Annotated in this window: 19 protein-coding genes; 18 read left to right on the top strand and 1 reads right to left on the bottom strand. The window is 71.8% G+C overall.

The genetic code is table 11. The features are described from left to right. Nucleotides 1-49: 49 nt before the first annotated feature. Nucleotides 50-265 carry a DUF3040 domain-containing protein gene (locus tag IEZ27_RS16240; RefSeq protein WP_125630585.1) on the bottom strand — a complete coding sequence of 72 codons (216 nt, stop codon included), beginning with the start codon at nucleotides 263-265 and terminating at the stop codon, nucleotides 50-52. Between the two features lie 225 nt (nucleotides 266-490). Here IEZ27_RS16240 and pyrR point away from each other — a divergent pair, with 225 nt between their 5' ends. From pyrR to def, 18 genes are all read left to right on the top strand, one after another. Beyond that, nucleotides 491-1,036: a bifunctional pyr operon transcriptional regulator/uracil phosphoribosyltransferase PyrR gene (pyrR, locus tag IEZ27_RS16235; protein WP_125630583.1), complete on the top strand. Its 546-nt coding sequence runs from the start codon at nucleotides 491-493 to the stop codon at nucleotides 1,034-1,036. Next, entirely contained in the window at nucleotides 1,033-1,950 is a 918-nt protein-coding gene (locus IEZ27_RS16230) for an aspartate carbamoyltransferase catalytic subunit (protein WP_125630581.1), read from the top strand. The genes pyrR and IEZ27_RS16230 overlap by 4 nt, the downstream gene beginning before the upstream one ends. After that, the gene (locus IEZ27_RS16225) at nucleotides 1,947-3,236 is read left to right on the top strand and encodes a dihydroorotase (RefSeq protein WP_189647973.1); all 1,290 of its coding nucleotides are present in this window, start codon (nucleotides 1,947-1,949) and stop codon (nucleotides 3,234-3,236) included. Before IEZ27_RS16230 ends, IEZ27_RS16225 begins: the two co-directional genes overlap by 4 nt. Continuing rightward, entirely contained in the window at nucleotides 3,233-4,339 is a 1,107-nt protein-coding gene (gene carA / locus IEZ27_RS16220; RefSeq protein WP_189647972.1) for a glutamine-hydrolyzing carbamoyl-phosphate synthase small subunit, read from the top strand. The genes IEZ27_RS16225 and carA overlap by 4 nt, the downstream gene beginning before the upstream one ends. After that, nucleotides 4,326-7,613, top strand: coding sequence for a carbamoyl-phosphate synthase large subunit (gene carB, locus IEZ27_RS16215; protein ID WP_189647971.1), 3,288 nt, complete (start codon nucleotides 4,326-4,328; stop codon nucleotides 7,611-7,613). Before carA ends, carB begins: the two co-directional genes overlap by 14 nt. A gap of 37 nt (nucleotides 7,614-7,650) precedes the next feature. After that, complete coding sequence (locus IEZ27_RS16210; protein WP_229824031.1) at nucleotides 7,651-8,502, top strand: dihydroorotate dehydrogenase electron transfer subunit; 852 nt, start codon at nucleotides 7,651-7,653, stop codon at nucleotides 8,500-8,502. Beyond that, the gene (locus tag IEZ27_RS16205; RefSeq protein ID WP_189647970.1) at nucleotides 8,492-9,469 is read left to right on the top strand and encodes a dihydroorotate dehydrogenase; all 978 of its coding nucleotides are present in this window, start codon (nucleotides 8,492-8,494) and stop codon (nucleotides 9,467-9,469) included. The genes IEZ27_RS16210 and IEZ27_RS16205 overlap by 11 nt, the downstream gene beginning before the upstream one ends. Continuing rightward, nucleotides 9,466-10,164: an orotidine-5'-phosphate decarboxylase gene (gene pyrF, locus IEZ27_RS16200; RefSeq protein WP_125630570.1), complete on the top strand. Its 699-nt coding sequence runs from the start codon at nucleotides 9,466-9,468 to the stop codon at nucleotides 10,162-10,164. Before IEZ27_RS16205 ends, pyrF begins: the two co-directional genes overlap by 4 nt. 454 nt (nucleotides 10,165-10,618) lie before the next feature. Further along, complete coding sequence (gene mihF / locus IEZ27_RS16195) at nucleotides 10,619-10,942, top strand: integration host factor, actinobacterial type (protein WP_020541698.1); 324 nt, start codon at nucleotides 10,619-10,621, stop codon at nucleotides 10,940-10,942. A 121-nt stretch (nucleotides 10,943-11,063) separates the two neighbouring features. Next, on the top strand, nucleotides 11,064-11,651 hold the full coding sequence (gene gmk, locus IEZ27_RS16190; protein ID WP_229824030.1) for a guanylate kinase: 588 nt from the start codon (nucleotides 11,064-11,066) through the stop codon (nucleotides 11,649-11,651). Nucleotides 11,652-11,656: 5 nt separating this feature from the next. After that, nucleotides 11,657-11,926, top strand: coding sequence for a DNA-directed RNA polymerase subunit omega (gene rpoZ, locus IEZ27_RS16185; RefSeq protein WP_043638590.1), 270 nt, complete (start codon nucleotides 11,657-11,659; stop codon nucleotides 11,924-11,926). 8 nt (nucleotides 11,927-11,934) lie between these two features. Then, nucleotides 11,935-13,128: a bifunctional phosphopantothenoylcysteine decarboxylase/phosphopantothenate--cysteine ligase CoaBC gene (coaBC, locus tag IEZ27_RS16180; RefSeq protein ID WP_189647968.1), complete on the top strand. Its 1,194-nt coding sequence runs from the start codon at nucleotides 11,935-11,937 to the stop codon at nucleotides 13,126-13,128. A 229-nt stretch (nucleotides 13,129-13,357) separates the two neighbouring features. Continuing rightward, nucleotides 13,358-13,576, top strand: a complete 219-nt coding sequence (locus IEZ27_RS53915; protein WP_229824029.1) for a hypothetical protein — start codon at nucleotides 13,358-13,360, stop codon at nucleotides 13,574-13,576. Between the two features lie 128 nt (nucleotides 13,577-13,704). Then, complete coding sequence (gene metK / locus IEZ27_RS16170) at nucleotides 13,705-14,892, top strand: methionine adenosyltransferase (RefSeq protein WP_125630562.1); 1,188 nt, start codon at nucleotides 13,705-13,707, stop codon at nucleotides 14,890-14,892. 368 nt (nucleotides 14,893-15,260) lie between these two features. After that, nucleotides 15,261-17,756 (top strand): primosomal protein N', encoded by a 2,496-nt coding sequence (locus IEZ27_RS16165; protein WP_189647966.1) that lies wholly within the window; start codon nucleotides 15,261-15,263, stop codon nucleotides 17,754-17,756. Between the two features lie 49 nt (nucleotides 17,757-17,805). After that, nucleotides 17,806-19,275 (top strand): hypothetical protein, encoded by a 1,470-nt coding sequence (locus IEZ27_RS16160; RefSeq protein WP_189647965.1) that lies wholly within the window; start codon nucleotides 17,806-17,808, stop codon nucleotides 19,273-19,275. 37 nt (nucleotides 19,276-19,312) lie between these two features. Next, the gene (locus tag IEZ27_RS16155) at nucleotides 19,313-20,659 is read left to right on the top strand and encodes a hypothetical protein (RefSeq protein WP_189647964.1); all 1,347 of its coding nucleotides are present in this window, start codon (nucleotides 19,313-19,315) and stop codon (nucleotides 20,657-20,659) included. A 38-nt stretch (nucleotides 20,660-20,697) separates the two neighbouring features. Beyond that, nucleotides 20,698-21,246: a peptide deformylase gene (gene def / locus IEZ27_RS16150; RefSeq protein ID WP_189647963.1), complete on the top strand. Its 549-nt coding sequence runs from the start codon at nucleotides 20,698-20,700 to the stop codon at nucleotides 21,244-21,246.

The raw sequence follows: 21,246 nt of genomic DNA, 5'->3' as shown, positions 1-21,246 counted from the left end.
GGTGACGTGCCCTACGCGGAGGACGCCGACACGGGGCCTGGCGGGGAAATTACCTGATCACGGTATGCGGCAGGGCGTCGGGTGACCCCGACAGCAGCAGCACGACGGCGAACACCGCGAGGCACAACGCCATCAGCGCCACCGGCCAGGCCAGCGGTGACCGGGCGCCGTGCCGGGACATGGCCGCGAACAGCGCGGGGTCCTCTTCCCTGACCTGCCGGGCGATGGCCTTGAGCACCGACCGATCGCGTGCCGACAGCGCCATACGAAACCTCCCCCGAGAAGACCTAGAGGAGTTTTTATACCTGTATGTCGGTAATTGCCAAATTCGCCTGTCACGCGGGACGGACGGCCGGTCGGGACGTCCGCCACGCCCGGCCGGCAGGGCGGGGCGCTCACGTTGTACCAGGTAGCGCCTGGTACTGTGTGTCCCGACCAACACCCTTTTAAGACCCGTCCCGTGAGGCGGGAAAGGTGGTGAGATCCCTCCATGTCCGATTCCAGGGCCGTACTCGAAGGCCCGGACATCCACCGGGCGCTGACCCGAATCGCGCACGAGATCCTCGAACGCACCAAGGGCGCCGGTGACGTCGTCCTTCTCGGCATCCCCACTCGTGGCGCCACGCTCGCCCGCCGGCTCGGCGACCGCGTCGAGCAGTTCGAAGGGCTCAAGATCCCCGTCGGCTCGATCGACATCACCATGTACCGCGACGACCTGCGCAGCGGTCCCGTCCGCCCGCTCGGGCGCACCGAACTGCCGCCCGACGGCATCGACGGCAAGGTGGTCGTCCTCGTCGACGACGTGCTCTACTCCGGCCGTACCGTCCGGGCCGCGCTCGACGCGCTCAACGACCTCGGCCGGCCCACCGCCGTACAGCTCGCCACGCTGGTCGACCGCGGCCACCGCGAACTGCCGATCCGCGCCGACTACGTGGGCAAGAACCTGCCCACGGCCAAGAGCGAGAAGGTCAAGGTCTACCTCTCGGAGATCGACGGCCGCGACGCCGTCCTGCTCATGAAGGAGGACGCCAGGTGAACCGGCATCTGATCTCGGCGGGCGACCTCACCAAGGACGACGCGCTGCTCATCCTCGACACCGCCGAGGAACTGGCGAGGGTCTCGGAACGGTCCATCAAGAAGCTGCCCACGCTGCGCGGTCGTACGGTGGTCAACCTGTTCTTCGAGGACTCCACCCGCACCAGGATCTCCTTCGAGGCGGCGGCCAAGCGGCTGTCCGCCGACGTCATCAACTTCTCGGCCAAGGGGTCGAGCGTGTCCAAGGGCGAGTCGCTCAAGGACACCGCGCTCACCCTGGAGGCCATGGGCGCCGACGCCGTCGTCATCCGCCACGGCTCCTCCGGCGCGCCCCACCGGCTGGCCGGCTGGGTGCGCGGCAGCGTCGTCAACGCCGGCGACGGCACCCACGAGCACCCCACGCAGGCGCTGCTCGACGCCTTCTCGATGCGCCGCCGCCTCGGCGGCCTCGAAGGCCGCCGGGTCACCATCGTCGGCGACGTGCTGCACAGCCGCGTCGCCCGCTCCAACGTGCTGCTGCTCAACACGCTCGGCGCCGAGGTCACCCTCGTCGCGCCGCCCACGCTGCTGCCCGTCTCGGTCGCCACCTGGCCGTGCGAGGTCTCCTACGACTTCGACGCGGTGCTGCCCAAGTCCGACGTGGTCATGATGCTGCGGGTGCAGAAGGAGCGGATGAACGCCGCCTACTTCCCCAGCGAGCGCGAGTACTCCCGCCGCTACGGCCTCGACCGCGACCGCTTCGCCAAGATGCCGGACGAGGCGATCGTCATGCACCCCGGGCCGATGAACCGGGGCATGGAGATCGCCGCCGAGGTGGCCGACTCACCGCGATCCACGATCGTGGAGCAGGTCGCCAACGGCGTGACCATCCGCATGGCCGTCCTGTACCTGCTGCTCGGGGGAGAGACCCAGTGATCATCAAGAACGTGCGGGTACTCGGCGGGGAGCCGGTGGACATCCGGATCGCCGACGGGCTGATCGCCGAGATCGGCACTGGCCTCGACGGCGGGGGAGATGTCGTCGAGGGCCGCGGCGCGATCGCGCTGCCCGGCCTGGTCGACCTGCACACCCACCTGCGCGAGCCCGGCCGCGAGGACGCCGAGACCGTCCAGACCGGCACCCAGTCCGCGGCCCGCGGCGGCTACACCGCCGTGCACGCCATGGCCAACACCTCGCCCGTCGCCGACACCGCCGGCGTGGTCGAGCAGGTGTGGCGGCTCGGCCGCGAGTTCGCCCACTGCGACGTGCAGCCGGTCGGCGCCGTGACCGTCGGCCTGGAGGGCAGGCAGCTCGCCGAGCTCGGCGCGATGGCCGACTCCGCGGCCCGCGTACGGGTCTTCTCCGACGACGGCAAGTGCGTCAGCGACGCCGTGCTGATGCGCCGCGCCCTCGAGTACGTCAAGGCGTTCGACGGCGTCGTCGCCCAGCACGCCCAGGAGCCCAGGCTCACCGAGGGCGCCCAGATGAACGAGGGCGTCGTCTCCGGCAGGCTCGGCCTGACCGGCTGGCCGGCCGTGGCCGAAGAGGCGATCATCGCCCGCGACTGCCTGCTGGCCGCGCACGTCGGCTCCCGCCTGCACGTCTGCCACGTCTCCACCGCCGGCTCGGTCGAGATCATCCGCTGGGCCAAGTCCAAGGGCTGGGACATCACCGCCGAGGTCACCCCTCACCACCTGCTCCTCACCGACGACCTCGTCGAGGAGTCCCCGGTCGGCGCCTACAACCCGATCTACAAGGTCAACCCGCCGCTGCGCACGGACGCCGACGTCCAGGCGCTGCGGGCCGCGCTGGCCGACGGCACGATCGACGTCGTCGCCACCGACCACGCCCCCCACCCGGTCGAGGACAAGGAGACCGAGTGGCCGGCCGCGGCCATGGGCATGATCGGCCTGGAGACGGCGCTGAGCGTCGTCCAGGAGGCCATGGTCGAGACCGGCCTGCTCGACTGGGCCGGGGTCGCCCAGCGCATGTCGGTCACCCCCGCCCGTATCGGCCGCCTGGCCGGACACGGCCGGCCGCTGGAGCCGGGCGCGCCCGCCAACATCACGCTGTACGACCCGTCGGCCCGCACGAAGGTTGACCCCTCCGCCTACGCCTCCAAGAGCAGGAACACCCCGTACGAGGGGATGACGCTGCCCGGCCGGGTGGTGGCCACGTTCCTGCGCGGCACGCCGACCGTTCTCGAAGGGAAGCTGGTTTGAACACCGCGGTGCTCGTCCTGGAAGACGGCCGCGTCTTCCACGGAACCTCTTACGGCGCCGAAGGCGAGACGTTCGGCGAGATGGTCTTCAACACCGGCATGACCGGCTACCAGGAGACCCTCACCGACCCCTCCTACCACCGGCAGATCGTCGCCATGACGGCCCCGCACATCGGCAACACCGGCGTCAACGACGAGGACCCGGAGTCGGGCCGCGTCTGGGTCGCCGGGTACGTCGTGCGCGAGCCCTCCAGGGTCGTCTCCAACTGGCGGGCCAACCGCTCGCTCGACGACTACCTCAAGGAGCAGGGCGTCGTCGGCATCGCCATCACCGGCACCCGCGCCCTGACCCGCCACCTGCGCGAGCGGGGCGCGATGCGGGCCGGCATCTTCTCGGCGCCCTCGGCCACGGTCGAGGAGCTCGTCGAGCGCGTACGGCGCGCGCCCGCCATGGAGGGCGCCGACCTGGCCGGCGAGGTGGCCACGGCCGAGCCCTACGTCGTGCCCGCCGTCGGCGCCCGGCGCTTCACCGTCGCCGCCGTCGACCTCGGCATCAAGGGCATGACCCCGCACCGGATGGCCGAGCGCGGCTGCGAGGTGCACGTGCTGCCCGCCACGGCCACGTACGAGCAGATCATGGCGGTCGAGCCCGACGGCGTGTTCTTCTCCAACGGCCCCGGCGACCCCGCCACGGCCGACGTGTCGGCCCTCCAGGCCGTCCTGGCGGCGCGGGTGCCCTTCTTCGGCATCTGCTTCGGCAACCAGCTCTTCGGCCGCGCGCTCGGGCTGTCCACGTACAAGCTGCGTTACGGCCACCGCGGCGTCAACCAGCCGGTCCAGGACGTACGCACGGGCAAGGTCGAGATCTCGGCCCACAACCACGGGTTCGCGGTCGAGGCGCCGATCGGCGAGTCGTTCGAGACCCCCTACGGGCCGGCCGAGGTCAGCCACGTCAATCTCAACGATCGCTGCGTGGAGGGCCTGCGCCTGCTCGACGGGCGGGCCTTCAGCGTCCAGTACCACCCCGAGGCAGCCGCGGGGCCGCACGACGCCGCTTATCTCTTCGACGAGTTCTGTGAGGTCATGAGCCGTGCCCAAGCGTGAGGACATCCGGTCGGTCATGGTGATCGGCTCCGGGCCGATCGTGATCGGCCAGGCGTGCGAGTTCGACTACTCGGGCACCCAGGCCTGCCGCGTGTTGCGGGCCGAGGGTTTCCGCGTGATCCTCGTCAACAGCAACCCCGCCACGATCATGACGGACCCGGAGTTCGCCGACGCCACGTACGTCGAGCCGATCACCCCCGAGTACGTCGAGAAGATCATCGCCAAGGAGCGCCCCGACGCGCTGCTGCCCACCCTGGGCGGCCAGACCGCGCTGAACACCGCGGTCGCGCTGCACGAGTCGGGCGTGCTGGAGAAGTACGAGGTCGAGCTGATCGGCGCCGACTTCGACGCGATCCAGGCGGGCGAGAACCGCGAGAAGTTCAAGGAGATCGTCGCCAAGGTCGCCCGCGAGCACGGGCTCAACGCCGAGTCGGCCAAATCGGTCATCTGCCACACGATGCGCGACTGCCTGGCCGCCGCCGGCGAGCTGGGCTACCCGCTGGTCGTGCGGCCCAGCTTCACCATGGGCGGCGTCGGCTCCGGCTTCGCCTACGACGAGGACGACCTGCGCCGTATCGCCGGCGCCGGCCTCGACGCCTCGCCGACCACCGAGGTGCTCCTTGAGGAGTCCATCCTCGGCTGGAAGGAGTACGAGCTGGAGGTCATGCGCGACAAGGCGGACAACGTCGTGATCGTGTGCTCCATCGAGAACATCGACCCGATGGGCGTGCACACCGGCGACAGCGTCACCGTCGCGCCCGCGCTGACGCTGACCGACCGCGAGTACCAGAACATGCGCGACGTCGCCATCGCGGTCATCCGCGAGGTCGGCGTGGACACCGGTGGCTGCAACATCCAGTTCGCGGTCGACCCGCGCACCGGACGCATGATCGTCATCGAGATGAACCCGCGCGTCTCCCGCTCCAGCGCCCTGGCCTCCAAGGCCACCGGCTTCCCGATCGCGAAGATCGCCGCCAAGCTGGCCATCGGCTACACCCTCGACGAGATCCCCAACGACATCACCAAGGAGACCCCGGCCTCCTTCGAGCCGACGCTCGACTACATCGTGGTCAAGGTGCCGCGCTTCGCCTTCGAGAAGTTCCGCGGGGCCGACCGTACGCTGACCACGCACATGAAGTCCGTGGGCGAGGCCATGGCCATCGGGCGTTCCTTCCCCGAGGCGCTGCAGAAGGCGCTGCGCTCGCTGGAGAAGAAGGACTCCTCCTTCACCTGGGCGGGCCCCGTACAGGACAAGGACGAGCTGCTGGAGGCGTGCCGCACCCCGCACGACGGGCGGCTGCGCACGATGCAGCAGGCCGTCCGCGCGGGCGCGAGCGCGGCCGAGCTGTACGAGGCCACCAGCGTCGACCCCTGGTTCCTCGACCAGCTCTTCCTGCTGGAGGAGGAGGCCCAGGAGATCGCCGCCGCGGCCGAGCTGGGCGCCGACGCGCTGGCCCGCGCCAAGCACCACGGCTTCTCCGACGCGCAGATCGCCGAGATCCGCGGCGTGGACGAGGCCCGCGTGCGCGACCTGCGTCACGCGCTCGGCGTGCGGCCGGTCTACAACACCGTCGACACCTGCGCCGCCGAGTTCGCCGCCCGGACGCCGTACCTGTACTCCACCTACGACGAGGAGACCGAGGTCCCCCTCGGGGACCGGCAGAAGGTCATCATCCTCGGCTCCGGGCCCAACCGCATCGGGCAGGGCATCGAGTTCGACTACGCCTGCGTGCACGCCTCGTTCGAGCTGTCGCGGGCCGGGTTCGAGACCGTCATGGTCAACTGCAACCCCGAGACCGTCTCGACCGACTACGACACCTCCGACCGGCTCTACTTCGAGCCGCTCACGCTGGAGGACGTCCTGGAGGTCGTGCACGCCGAGCAGCAGACCGGCCCGGTCGCGGGCGTGATCGTGCAGCTCGGCGGCCAGACGCCGCTCGGCCTGGCGCAGGCGCTGAAGGACGCGGGCGTGCCCGTGGTCGGCACCTCGCCGGAGTCGATCCACCTGGCCGAGGAGCGCGGCGCGTTCGGACGGGTGCTGGCCGAGGCCGGGCTGCCCGCGCCCAAGCACGGCACCGCGCTGACGGTGTCGGAGGCGCTGGAGATCGCCGGCGAGATCGGCTACCCGGTGCTCGTCCGGCCCTCGTACGTGCTCGGCGGGGCCGGCATGGCCATCGTCTACGACGACGAGACGCTGACGACGTACATGGCGGCCCAGGAGGGCGGCCACCCGGTCCTGGTGGACAAGTTCCTCGACGAGGCCATCGAGATCGACGTGGACGCGCTCTACGACGGCGAGGAGCTGTTCCTCGGCGGCGTCATGGAGCACATCGAGGAGGCCGGCATCCACTCCGGCGACTCCGCCTGCGCGCTGCCGCCGCTCACGCTCGGCAGCCACGACGTCAAGCGCATCCGCGCCGCCACCGAGGCCATCGCCGCCGGGGTGGGCGTACGCGGGCTCCTGAACGTCCAGTACGCCATGTCCGCCGGCGTCCTGTACGTCCTGGAGGCCAACCCGCGGGCCAGCCGTACCGTGCCGTTCGTGTCCAAGGCCACGGCCACGCCGCTGGCCAAGGCGGCGGCCCGGGTGATGCTCGGCTCCTCGATCGCCTCGCTGCGCGCGGAGGGCATGCTGCCGGCCACCGGCGACGGCGGCACGCTGCCGCTGGAGGCGTCCATCGCGGTCAAGGAGGCCGTGCTGCCCTTCAACCGCTTCCGGGGCGTCGACACCGTGCTCGGGCCCGAGATGCGCTCCACGGGCGAGGTCATGGGCATCGACGCGTTCTTCGGCGTGGCGTACGCGAAGTCCCAGGCGGGCGCCTATGGCGAACTGCCGACCAAGGGACGCGCGTTCGTGTCCGTGGCCAACAGGGACAAGCGTGCGATGATCTTCCCTGTGAAGGCACTGGCCGACCTCGGCTTCGAGATCCTCGCCACCGAGGGCACGGCCGAGGTGCTGCGCCGCAACGGTGTCCATGCCAAGATCGTGCGAAAGCACAGCGAGGGGACCGGGCCCGGAGGGGAGCCTACGAGCGTGCAGGCGATTCTCGACGGCGAGGTGGACCTGATCGTCAACACGCCGTTCGGCAGCCCCGGCCAGTCCGGGCCGCGCCTGGACGGCTACGAGATCCGCACCGCGGCGGTGCTGCGCGGCATCCCGTGCATCACCACGATCTCGGGGCTGGCCGCGGCCGCGGCCGGCATCCAGGCGATCGTCCGCGGCGACGTCGGCGTGCGTTCACTCCAGGAGCACGCACAGGCACTACGCGGCTGACCCGCGCGGGAGGTGAAGACGACTGGCCGGCACACCTGTGCAGGTGACGGGCACGGTGCTGACGACGCGCCGGGTCGACGCCTACCATGCGCTGACGGTGGTGGCGCCCGGCATCGCCGAGCGTTACCGCCCCGGCCACTTCGTCTCCGTGGCGGTCGGCGGGGCGCACACGTCGATGGTGACGCGGCGCGCGCTGTCCATCCATGACGTCAAGTCCGACTACGGCGGCACGGTCGAGCTCGTCTTCACCGCCTCCGGGCCGGGCACGTCCTGGCTGGCCGAACGGCGCGCCCGCGACACGCTCGACCTGGTCGGGCCGCTCGGCCGGCCATTCCCGCTGCCGCGCGACCCGGTCAACTGCGTGCTGGTCGGCGCCGAGTACGGATCGGCCGTGCTGTTCCCGCTGGCCGACGCGCTGCTGGCGCGCGGCTGCCGGGTCGACTTCGTGCTCGGCGGCGCCGGGGCCGACCGTGTGTTCGGCGCCATGCGGGCCCGCCGCATCGCCGAGACGACGACCCTGACCACCGAGGACGGCTCGCTCGGCGTACGCGGCAAGGTCACCGACGCGCTGCCCTCGGTGATCGCCGACACCCGGGCCGACGCCGTCTACGCCTGCGCGCCCATGTCGGCGCTGCGGGCGGTGACGGCGGTGGCGATGGAGTTCGACATCCCGGTGCAGGTGGCCGTCGAGGAGTCGATGGCCTGCGGCATCGGGGTCTGCATGACGTGCGTCATCCCGGTCATCGGCGACGACGGCGCGACCAGGATGGTCCGCGCGTGCGCGGAGGGACCGGTGTTCCGGGGAGAGCGGGTGCGGTTCGAGGACGTGGGAACGATCCCGTTCGACGCACTCGGCGCCCCCGGAGGCGGTGCACGACATGTCAGTTGATATGCGTACATTTCTGGCGCACGTGGAGCTGGCGAACCCGATCACCACGGCCGCCGGCTGCGCGGGCTCGGGCCGGGAGCTCGCGCAGTTCTTCGACCTCCACCGGCTCGGCGCGCTGACCACCCGGTCCATCACCATGGCCCCGCGCGCGGGCCGTCCGACCCCGCGCATGGCCGAGACGCCCTCCGGCATGCTCAACGCCGTCGGGCTCCAGGGGCCGGGCATCGAGGCGTTCCTGGAGCGGGAGCTGCCCTGGCTGGCCCAGCGCGGCATCAAGACCATCGTCTCGATCGGCGGCGGCACCGTCGCCGAGTACTCGGAGCTGGCCCGCAGGCTCGCCGACGCGCCCGGGGTGACCGCACTTGAGGTCAACCTTTCTTGCCCCAACATGGAGGACAGAGGGCGTGTCTTCGCCCGCGAGGGCAGCGCCGCGGCCGAGGTGATCGCCTCGGTGCGGTCCATCATGCGCTACGACGTGCCCGTGGTGGCCAAGCTCGCGCCCGACGTGGCCGACATCGTCTCCGTCGCGCGCGCCTGCGTGGACGCCGGGGCGGACGCCCTGTCCATGATCAACAACCCGCTCGGCATGGCCATCGACACCGAGGCGCTGCGCCCGTCGCTGGCCGCGGTCACCGGAGGGTTGTCGGGGCCCGCCGTCCTGCCGCTGGCCGTACGGTGCGTGTGGCAGGTGCACGCGGCCCTGCCAGGGGTGCCGCTGATCGGCATGGGCGGCGTGATGACCGGCAGGGACGCCTTCCAGCTCATCCTGGCGGGCGCCTGCCTGGTCGGGGTGGGCACCGCGCTGTTCCACGACCCCTACGCGTGCCTGCGCATCGAGCGCGAGCTTGAGGACCTGCTGCGGGCCCGCGGCTTCCAGCGCCTGGCCGACGCCGTCGGCCTGGCCCACCGCCCGCCGGGGAGCGCTCCCCGGCACCTTCTAGTCGACTCGGAGGAGAGCTCCCCTTGACGCCCGCACCCATCGCCGTCGCCCTCGACGCCCCTGACCTGGAGACCGCCGCCCAGTGGGCGAGCCTGGTGACGCCGCACGTCAGCACCATCAAGGTGGGCCTCGAACTGTACCTGCGCTACGGCCCGGACGTGATCGCCTCCGTGCGCGGCGCCAGCGGCGTCCAGATCTTCCTCGACCTCAAGCTGCACGACATCCCCAACACCGTCGCCGGCGCCGCCAAGGCCGTCTCCCGGCTGCGCCCGGCGATCCTGACCGTGCACGCGACCGGGGGCGCCGCCATGATCCGGGCCGCGGTCGAGTCCGCCCCGCACACCAAGATCGCCGCTGTGACGATCCTCACCTCGCTGAACGAGTCCGACCTCGACCGCATGGGTCTGGCCGGGCCCGCCGACGAGGCCGTGCGGCGACTGTCGTCCCTGTCGGTCGAGGCCGGCGCCACGGCGCTGGTGTGCTCGCCCCACGAGGTCGCGGCCGTACGGGCCGAGGTGGGGCCGGACATCACCCTCATCACGCCCGGTGTGCGGCCTCAGGGTGCCGACGTCCAGGACCAGGCGCGGGTGGCGACGCCCGAGCAGGCGCTGGCCGACGGGGCCGACCTGCTGGTGATCGGCCGCCCGATCACCGGCTCGGCGGACCCGGGAGCGGCCGCCGCCGCCATCGCCGCCTCGCTGCGCCGTACGACCGCCTCCTGACCCGCCCCGAAGGGCGAACCCACCCCATGGGTGCCCGCCGTCCGCGCGCGCCCATGGCTTCCCCGGTGCGCGGACGCGGCCACCCCGGAGCGGGCACGGCGGCAGACGCCGCCGTGCCGTCCGCGAGCCCTCGCTTCACAAGATCGTAATGCATCGGACGGGCGCTCGCGCACCCTTCCCGTTCCGGGTTTCGGTCCTGGTCCAGCCGTGATTTCGGACATGATCCGCCGATGTGAACATGATCACCGCCGCGTTCCGCGACCCCCTCGCGGGAAGGGCCGCGAAGCGGGAAGTGGGGGCGATTTGATCGGCAGTGTGTAATTTTACGATCACGGACAGTGATGAAGTGGATTTTGTGACGAGAGAAACTGCCTTTGACGTTGCTTAGGGGGCGATGACCAGCTAGTTTCCCTTCCCGTCCGAGTACATCGACAGAAATTCGAGGTGACCCGGCGTGGCTCTTCCTCCCCTGACCCCTGAGCAGCGCGCCGCAGCCCTGGAGAAGGCTGCCAAGGCCCGTAAAGAGCGTGCCGAGGTCAAGAACCGGCTCAAGCATGGCGCGGTTTCTCTGGCTGAGGTGCTCAAGGATGGGCAGACCGACGACGTCATCGGCAAGATGAAGGTGTCGGCTCTGTTGGAATCGCTCCCCGGCGTGGGCAAGGTCCGCGCCAAGCAGCTCATGGAGCGGCTTGCCATCGCCGAGTCCCGCCGCGTGCGGGGTCTCGGTGCGAACCAGAGGGCTTCCCTCGAGCGCGAGTTCGGTGGCAACGAGAGCTAATCTCTGTTCCACAAGAAAGCGCAGGTTCAACGGGGGGTAGGAAGTGACCGACAGGTCTTGGTCCGGCGAAGCAAGGGCCCACGAGGCAGTCGGATCGGGAGCGAAGGTCGGCTTCCCGCCCTTGAGCAAGAGGCGTCTGACGGTCCTGTCAGGGCCGTCGGGCGTCGGCAAGTCCACGGTCGTCGCCGAGCTCCGGCGGGCACACCCCGAGGTGTGGCTGTCGGTCTCGGTGACCACCAGGAGGCCCCGTCCCGGCGAGGTCAACGGGGTCCACTACTTCTTCGTCGACGGCGAGGAGTTCGACCGCCTGGTCGAGGCCGGCGAGCTGCTGGAGTGGGCGGAGTTCGCGGGCAACCGCTACGGCACCCCGCGCGAGCCGGTGCTGGACAAGCTCGCCAAGGGTGTGCCGACCGTCCTGGAGATCGACCTGGAAGGCGCCAGGCAGGTGCGCACCACCATGCCGGACGCCCTGCTGGTCTTCCTGGCCCCCCCGACGTGGGAGGAGCTGGAGAAGCGGCTGCGCGGCCGCGGCACCGAGCCCGAGGACGTCATCGAGCGCCGGCTGCGGGCCGGACGGGTCGAGATGGCCGCCGAATCGGAGTTCGACCTCACACTGGTGAACACGAGTGTCCAAGAAGTGTGCCACCGGCTGATAGCCTTGATGACTGACCCTCAGGGGGTCACCACCACCATCAACCGAGAGGTCTGACAATCGTGGCAGGCACCACCCCGGCCGCGGAGGGCATCACCAACCCGCCGATCGACGCGCTGCTCGACATCGTCGACAGCAAGTACTCCCTGGTGATCATGGGTGCCAAGCGCGCCCGCCAGATCAACGCCTACTACTCCCAGCTCGGCGAAGGCCTGCTGGAATACGTCGGACCGCTGGTCGAGACGCATGCTCAGGAGAAGCCGCTGTCCATCGCGCTGCGCGAGGTCTCCGAGGGCCTGCTCAACGCCGAGCCCATCGAAGGCGCGGTCTGACCCCTTCGATGAAGGTCGTCCTCGGCGTCAGCGGCGGCATCGCCGCGTACAAGGCGTGTGAGCTGCTGCGGCTGTTCACCGAGTCCGGTCACGAGGTGCGGGTCGTGCCGACCCGCGAGGTGCTCCGGTTCGTGGGCGAGCCCACTTGGGCCGCCCTGTCGGGCAACCCCGTGACCGCCGACGTCTGGGACGACGTTCACGAGGTGCCCCACGTACGCATCGGCCAGCGGGCCGATCTCGTCGTGGTGGCGCCGGCGACCGCCAACACCCTGGCCAAGGCGGCCCACGGGCTCGCCGACGACCTGCTGACCAACACGCTGCTGACCGCGCGCTGCCCGGTCGTGTTCGCACCGGCGATGCACACCGAGATGTGGCAGCACCCGGCCACCCGCGCCAACGTCGCGACGCTGCGCGAGCGCGGCGCCGTCGTGATCGACCCGGCCGTGGGGCGCCTCACCGGCGCCGACACCGGCCCCGGGCGCCTGCCCGACCCGGCCGAGATCTTCCAGGTCTGCCTGCGTGTGCTGCGCGGCCGGCCGCGCGACCTGGCCGGGCACAAGATCGTGATCTCCGCCGGAGGCACCCGCGAGGCGATCGACCCGGTGCGCTTCATCGGCAACCGCTCGTCCGGGCTGCAGGGTTACGCCCTGGCCCGCACCGCGGTCGCGCGCGGCGCCGAGGTGACCCTCGTGGCCGCCAACGTCTCGCTGCCCGACCCCGCGGGGGCCGCCGTGGTGCGGGTGGGGTCCACGGCCGAACTGCGCGAGGCGGTGCTGGCCGCCTCGGAGAAGGCCGACGCGGTCGTCATGGCCGCCGCGGTGGCCGACTTCCGCCCGGCGTCCCGGCACGAGTCGAAGATCAAGAAGACCGACGGCGAGCCCGACCCCATCCATCTGACCAAGAACCCGGACATCCTCGCCGAGCTGGGCCGGCTGCGCCGCGAGGCCGGCGCCGGCCCGCGCGTGATCGTCGGGTTCGCGGCCGAGACCGACGACGTGCTCGCCAACGGGCAGGCCAAGCTCGCCAGGAAGGGCTGCGACCTGCTGGTCGTCAACCAGGTGGGGGAGGGGCTGGCCTTCGGCACGCCCGACAACGCGGCCACCGTCCTCGTCGCGGGCGGCGAGCCCGTAGAGGTGCCGCGCGGCCCCAAGGACGACGTCGCCGACGCGGTCTGGGACCTCGTCGCGCCCCGCCTGTCCTAGCCCGGCCGATCCGTACGAACGATTACCCGATCACCAGTTGCGACACCCCCGGACGCCTACGGATACTTGAGGCAAAGGGGGACGAATGCCGGTGGGTTCCGCTGTCAGGGATCGTTGCAGGAGACTACTGGAAGACCAAGGAGGAATCCGTTACGTCTTTCCCGCGTTGTCCGTGGGGCCGACGGGAACGGGACACTTCCTCATCGTCGTCACTGATTTATCCGTATCCGTGCTCACCACCAGAACCCTCAGGAGCGACCGGCCCGTCGCGGTGTACGCCACGTACCCGCGGCACACCAGGCTCGGCCCGATCCTGCCCGGACTGATCATCGAGCTCGGACACACCGCGTTCGAGTTCGACGAGGAGTACGCGGCGGTGGTGTGCGCCGCCGACGCCGAGGTCTTCGCGCCGGAGACCCTGCCGCCCGATCCCCTTCCCGACCTGTGACCGGACACGGACACGGGACGGTTTCGCGACCGGGCACCCGGTAGGGCTAGACTTCGGCGAGGCCCTGGCGTGTTCTTCCGTCCCGGGCCCAACATCCGTCAGCAGCCGCTGCATGAGGAGCCACTGAGTTGTCACGTCGCCTGTTCACCTCCGAGTCGGTCACCGAGGGCCACCCGGACAAGATCGCCGACCAGATCAGTGACGCGATTCTCGACGCCATGCTCAAGGACGACCCCAAGAGCCGGGTCGCCGTCGAGACGCTGATCACTACCGGCCAGGTCCATGTCGCAGGCGAGGTCACGACCGAGACCTACGTCGACATCCCCGGCGTCATCCGGGAGAAGATCCTGGAGATCGGCTACGACGCCTCCCACAAGGGCTTCGACGGCGCCTCCTGCGGCGTGTCGGTGTCCATCGGCGCGCAGTCGCCCGACATCGCCCAGGGCGTCGACGACGCCTACGAGCACCGCGTGAGCGGCGACGCCGACGAGCTCGACCGCCAGGGCGCGGGCGACCAGGGCCTCATGTTCGGTTACGCCTGCCGCGAGACCCCCGAGCTGATGCCGCTGCCGATCACGCTCGCGCACCGGCTCGCCCAGCGCCTGTCCGAGGTCCGCAAGACCGGCACCGTGCCCTACCTGCGCCCCGACGGCAAGACCCAGGTCACCATCGAGTACGACGGCGACAAGCCCGTCCGCCTCGACACCGTGGTCGTCTCCACCCAGCACGCGGCCGAGATCGACCTCAAGGAGATGCTCGCCCCCGACATCAAGGAGCACGTGGTCGACCCGGTGCTCGCGGGGCTGGAGATCGACACCGAGGGCTACCGCCTGCTGGTCAACCCGACCGGCCGCTTCGAGATCGGCGGCCCGATGGGCGACGCCGGCCTGACCGGCCGCAAGATCATCATCGACACCTACGGCGGCATGGCCCGCCACGGCGGCGGGGCCTTCTCGGGCAAGGACCCGTCCAAGGTCGACCGTTCGGCGGCCTACGCCATGCGCTGGGTGGCCAAGAATGTCGTCGCGGCCGGGCTGGCCGACCGGTGCGAGGTGCAGGTCGCGTACGCGATCGGCAAGGCTCAGCCGGTGGGTCTGTTCGTGGAGTGCTTCGGCACCGAGAAGCTGCCGGTCGAGCAGATCCAGGCGGCCGTGCTCCGCGTGTTCGACCTGCGTCCGGCCGCGATCATCCGCGACCTCGACCTGCTGCGCCCGATCTACTCCGAGACCGCCGCCTACGGTCACTTCGGCCGTGAGGGCTTCTCCTGGGAGTCCACGGACCGCGCCGAGGCCCTTCGGACGGCCGCCGGTCTCTGACCCCCCTCAGGGGCGAGTGTTGACGTGAAGTGCCGCATCCGGCCCTTGAGGGGCGCGGATGCGGCACTTGTCGTTGCCGTGGGTACGGCCTGGCGACGGGCTGGCTGCCGTGCGCCGTGTTCCTGGCGTGGCCTTTCTGGTGCGGCCCTTCCCCCGGCAGCCCTTGCCTCGGGCCCTTGCCTCGGGCGGTCTTTGCGTCGGGTGGTCTTTGCGTCGGGCTCGTTTCGTCTTGGGGTCGTTCCTGTGCTTGTTTCGTCTCACGACTGCTTTCTCGTGCCGGATTTTCCCTGCGTTCGTCTGCGGGGGGCTCGGTGGGGGTGGGGTGGTCGTGGGGATGGCGGGGGTCGGGGTCTGGTAGACGTTAGGGCGTGACCCACTCCGACGACGCCCTTCTGCCGCTCGACGCCGTGCGGCCCCCGGCGTCGTCGAAGGACACCAAGGGGGCGGTGGTCCCGGCGCCCGAGCGGCCGGTGGCGAGGGTGGTCGTGGACAGCCCGCTGCCGCACCTCGACCGTCCCTTCGACTACCTGGTGCCCGCCGCCATGCACGAGGCGGCCCGGCCGGGGGTGCGGGTACGGGTGCGGTTCGCGGGCAAGCTGATCGACGGGTTCCTGCTGGAACGGGCCGACGAGAGCGACCACGAGGGCAAGCTGACCCCGCTGGAACGGGTGGTCTCACCCGAGCAGGTGCTCACGCCGGAGATCGCCGGTCTGGCCCGTGCGGTGGCCGACCGTTACGCGGGCACACTCACCGACGTTCTCCGCCTGGCCGTCCCGCCGCGCCATGCCAAGGCCGAGGCCGAGGCCAAGCCGTCGCCGTCCGAGCCGTCGCGGTCCGAGCCGTCGCCGTCCGAGCGGCCGGGCCCGGCTCCCGGCGCCGACGAGGAGGGCGCCGTCGTCGCGCCGGGCGCGGACGAGCTTGCCGGATCCCCCGGGGAGAGCCGGGAGGCGGAGGCCGGGGAAGGGCGTACGAGCGCGTGGGACGCCTATCCCACCGGGGCCTCCTTCCTGGACGCGCTGCGCCACGGCCGTACGCCCCGGGCCGTCTGGTCGGCGCTGCCGGGCGCCACGGGCTGGGCGGGGGCGATGGCCGAGGCCGTCCTCGCCACGCTGGACGGCGGCAAGGGCGCGGTCGTCGTGGTGCCCGACGGCAAGGACGTCGCGCTGGCCGACGCCGAGTTCGAGCGGCTGCTCGGCCCCGGCAGGCACGTCGCGCTGACGGCCGACCTCGGGCCCGCCGAGCGGTACAGGCGGTGGCTGAAGGTCCTGAGGGGCCAGGTGCGCGCCGTCGTGGGTACGCGGGCCGCCATGTTCGCCCCCGTCGCCGACCTCGGCCTGGTGGCCATCTGGGACGACGGCGACGACCTGCACGCCGAACGCCTGGCCCCCTATCCTCACGCCCGCGAGGTGCTCGGCCTGCGTGCCCTCAGGACGGACGCGGCCATGCTGATCGGCGGCTACGCGCGTACCGCCGAGGCCACCCAGCTCATCGCGACGCGCTGGGCCCGGCCGATCGTGGCCGCGCGTACCGTGATCAGGGGTCTGGCGCCGCGGGTGCGTCCCGCGGGCGAGGACGCCGAGCTGGCCAAGGACCAGGCGGCCCGGCAGGCGAGGTTGCCCAGCCTGGCCTGGCGGGCGCTGCGGCAGGGGCTGGAGAGCGGGCCGGTGCTGGTGCAGGTGCCAAGGCGCGGCTACCTGCCCGCGCTGGCCTGCGGTCACTGCCGCGCCCCGGCGCGCTGCGTCCTGCCGCCCACCCGGATCGCCCCCCATCTCGCCGCGACCCTGGCCCCCGCCGCGCCGGGAGCGGCCCCCCAGAGCCGGCCGGGCGCACAGGGCGGTGCGGGCCCACACGGAATGCCTGAGACCCATGGCGGAGCCGAGGCGCTGAACGGGATGACGGCGGCCGGCGGGGTCCCGCTCAGGCTGCCGGTGGCGGCGGCCACCCCGATGCCCGGTACGCCAATGCTCGGGACCTCGATGTCCGGGGGCGTGATGGCTGGGGCAGGAGCAGGGGCCGGGGTTCAGTCGTACGGTCACGACGTGACGGCCGGTTCGCCGGAAGGGCCCGGGACCGGCGCGTACGCGGCGGGGGAGCCGTTGTGTCACGGCCCGCTCGCGCTCAGAGCCGGCCACGCCGCCCCCTACTGCCGCTGGTGCGGCCGGGTGGACGCCGGCTGGCGCTGCCCGTCGTGCGGCAGCCCCAGGTTGCGGGCCGTCGTGACCGGCGCCAGGCGCACCGCCGAGGAGCTGGGCCGGGCCTTCCCCTCGGTTCAGGTGCGCACGTCGGGCCGCGACGGGGTGCTGGCCCGCGTGCCCGCCGCCCGGGCCCTGGTGGTCGCCACGCCGGGCGCCGAGCCCGTGGCCGAGGGCGGTTACGCGGCGGCCGTGCTGCTCGACGGGTGGGCGTTGCTGGGCCGGGCCGACCTGCGGGCGGGGGAGGAGACGGTGCGAAGGTGGATGAACGCCGCCGCGCTGCTGCGGCCGTCCGCCGAGCTGGTGGTGCTCGGTGACGCCGGGCTGCCCGCCGTGCAGGCGCTGCTGCGGTGGGACCCGATCACGCACGCCGAGCGCGAACTGGGCGACCGCGCCGAGCTGGGCTTCCCGCCGGCCGTACGGATGGCGACGCTGACGGGCTCGCCCGGGGCCGTACGCCAGATGCTCGACGAGGTACGCCTCCCGCCGGACGCCCAGGTGCTCGGCCCCGTCCCCGTGGACGAGTCGGGCCTGGAACGGGCCATGATCCGCGTACGGCGCGGCGGCGGGGCGGCGTTGTCGGCCGCGCTCAAGGGGGCCAGTGGGGTGCGTGCGGCGCGTAAGACGCCAGATGTCGTGAGGGTGAGTGTCGACCCACTCGACCTGATTTAGACCGTTTCCCCGATTCGCTCATCTCTTTGACAGCCGTTAGCGTGCCTCTGTGTCGATCGAATGGGTGAACCAGGCCATCGACGACCTGCGCGCATGGGGGCGCGCGCGGGAAGTCGAAGTGGACGCGGACGAGGTCCGCCTGCTCTGCGACTACGCCAGCGACTATCTCAATGTCAATCAACTGCGCGACTTCACGCCGGAGACCTTCGACGAGCTGCTGCTGTCCATCTACCCGCGCAAGGTGATCGCTCCGCCGGAGAGCGCGTCCGAGACCGTGGCGGCGGCCCGCATGCTGGTCGACTACCTCAGCGACGCCGGTCACACGAGCCCGGCCACCGCGGCCGGCATGCGTGCCCGGCTCGACGACATCGCGCCCCGCATGCCCGAGGCTCTGGCCGACACGGCCAACTTCGGCATGGCCAAGAGCCTGTTCAGCTCGATCGGGCCCGAATCCCTCGAACAGGCGGTGCCGATCCCGTCCGGGGAGCTGCCCGACCTGGGCGAGGCGCCGTGCGACTGCCCGGGCTGCACCCCGCTGCCCGGCGTACGGCTGGCCTCGGAGGAGGAGCTGGCCGAGGCGCTGCGGAGCGTTCCCGTGCTGGGCGGCGGCCCGCCGCCGGGCGACGGTGAGCCGCTGAGCGCCTGGGCCGAGACCGTGGCCCGGCTCCTGGAGGACGACACCGGCGGTGAGATCACCGGCCACGCCGAGCTCGACGAGGGCCTCTACGACCTGTTCGACATGCTCTACCGCCTTCAGGCGCCGGTGCCGCTCCAGGTCGTCGCCGACTACCTGGAGGAGGTCTCGGGCGAGGGCGGCGTCGACGTGGCGGGGGCGCTCGACCGGCTGGCCGCGTGGGGCATGGTCCGCCTGACGGGCGAGGCCGCCGAGCTGACGCCCCTGGCGGTCTGGGGGCTGCGCGAGCACTACCTCTCGCTCGGCCTCGACGCCCCGCTGGCCCCCGACCTGGGTGAGGCCGACGCGCGCGGCCTCGTCGAAGGGCTGCTCGAAGGGCTGCCCGCCGAGCTGGCCGAGCAGGACATCGCCCGCTGGTTGTCCGGCCGCACCCCGGGCGAGGCCGCGGCCGAGCTGCTGAGCGCGGCCTCCGGCGCGCCCGCGGTGGCCCGCGGCATCGCGATCACCATCGTCGACCGGCTCGGCGCGGAGGCCGAGCAGCAGGTCCGCGACCATCTCGACGACCAGGAGCTGCGCCCGCACGCCATACACTGGCTTGCCGCACGTGGTCTGGGTGCGCCGCCGCTCACCCAGGACGAGCTGCTGTGGGTGAGCGTCGACATGCTCGCGCTGGCGATGCCGGCCGCGCGCGAGGATCCGGAGATCTTCGCCGAGAACATGGCGGCCTCCGGTCCGCCGGCCCATCTCATCGAGGAGATGTGGCGGGTCGACCACCCCGACGTCGTCGAGGTCCTGGAGCTGCTCGGACGCTCCCTGGCCGACGACACGGTGGCCAAGGCGGCGCGCAAGGCGGCGTTCAAGGCACGCTCCCGGGCCATCCGTTGAGTACGCCCTTGTGACTGCTGTGCAGTAAGTTTCCTGGGTGGCAAACAACGTCTTCGACCTCGCCGAGCTGCGCAAGCTGATCGATGAGCAGGCCGCCGTGCCTCCACGGTCACCTGAGGAGACCTCTGTGGAGCACGAGGCGCTGACCTTCCCGCCCGTCCTGCTGGCGAGCGACGCCGAGCTGGCCCGGGCGGTGCCCGCGGTGCCGCTCGTCGCCGACGCGATCCGCCTGACCGCCTGGACGGGCAGCCGCGAGGTCGGCGCCGACGGCATGCTCGGCGAGTCCGACGCCAGGGCCGCCACGGAAGAGCTGGGGCTCCAGGAGTCCCGGCTGCGGCTGATCTGGATCGTCGCGGTCAACACCGGGCTGCTGCGCATCCTCGGCGGCCGGGCCTCGCGCGGGCCGCTGTCGATGCAGCTCACCGTCGAGGCCACGCTGGAGTTCTGGGACGGCGTGGTGATGGACGTCCTCGACCGCGCCGACGACGGCTTGACGGGCTCGGCCGTGGTCGACGGTCACCTGGCCGAGATGCTGGCCACGATCTACTCGGTGCGTTCCGGCGTGGCCGTGGGAAACCTGGCCAGGGGCATCCTGCAGTCCCACGAGGTGGCCTGCGCGCCGGGCCCGGTCGAGATGCGCCGGCTGGCCGCCGCGCTGCCGGCCGAGTTGCTGGAGGCGGTGTCGCTGCTGACGTACTGCGGGCTGGTCGAGCAGACCGAGGCCGGGCGCACGGCGCTCACCCCGCTCGGGGTCTGGGCCGTGCGGCGCGACCTGCTGCGCGAGGGCCACGACGCGCCCACCGCCGCCGAGGTGCAGGTCTTCGCCGACCTGTCGGCGGCCGAGCTGGTCGAGGCGCTGGTGCGGGGCACGGCCACGCAGAGCGCGGTGGCGGGCTGGCTGGAGCGCCGGCCGCCCGAGGCGGCGGCGCGCGACCTGATCGAGATCGCCGCCTCCGGCACCGCCGGGCAGCGCGGCGCGGTCGGCGCCATCCTGGAGGAGCTGGGCCCGGAGGCCGAGGAGCCCGTGCGGCGGGCGCTCGACCACCCGCTGACGCGCCGCTACGCCGCCTCCTGGCTGCACATCCGCGACCTGGAGGCCCCGCCGCTCAGCCCCGAGGACCACACCTGGATCGCGGTCGACAACCTCGCCGCGCTCATGCACCTGTCCGGGCCCGCCGCGGGCCGCCTCGACATGCCCGAGCCCGGCGAAGACCTGATCAAGCTCGTCGGCGAGATGCCCGCGGTCGGCCACCCCGACACGCTGGCCGTGCTCGACATGCTCGCCGGCGCCCACGACGACCAGGCGGTGGCCAAGGCGGCGCGCAAGGCCGCGATGAAGGCGCGCACCCTGCGGCACGACCGCCCGCCGGCCCACCGCCGGTAAACTGGGCTGATCCACGTTCGAGAACAGGAGTGAGCCCCTTGGCGATCCAGTCGATCCGGCTGTTCGGAGATCCGGTGCTGCGCACCCCGGCGGCCCCGGTCGTCGACTTCGACAAGGAGCTTCGCAAGCTGGTCAAGGACCTCACCGACACGATGATGGACGCCCCGGGCGCGGGTCTCGCCGCCCCGCAGATCGGCGTCGGCCTGCGGGTGTTCACCTACTACGTCGACGACCGGCTCGGCCACCTCATCAACCCCGACCTCGACCTGTCCGCCGACCTCGACGAGGAGGGCGAGGAGGGCTGCCTGTCCTTCCCCGGCCTGTCCTACCCGACGCCGCGCGCCGTGCGGGCCGTGGCCAAGGGCGTCGACATGCACGGCGAGCCGGTCACGCTGGAGGGCACCGACCTGATGGCCCGCTGCTTCCAGCACGAGACCGACCACCTCGACGGCATCCTGTTCATCGACCGGATGGACCCCAAGCAACGCAAGCTGGCCATGAAGGCGATCCGAGAGGCCGAGTGGAGCGGCCTGTCCGCCCCCGTGATCAGGATGTCGCCGCACGCCACCGGCGGAAGGGCGCTCTGA

It is taken from the genome of Nonomuraea spiralis (assembly GCF_014648435.1).
In the GTDB taxonomy this organism is placed as follows: Bacteria; Actinomycetota; Actinomycetes; order Streptosporangiales; family Streptosporangiaceae; genus Nonomuraea; species Nonomuraea spiralis.
This window is presented reverse-complemented; position numbering and strand designations above follow the sequence as displayed.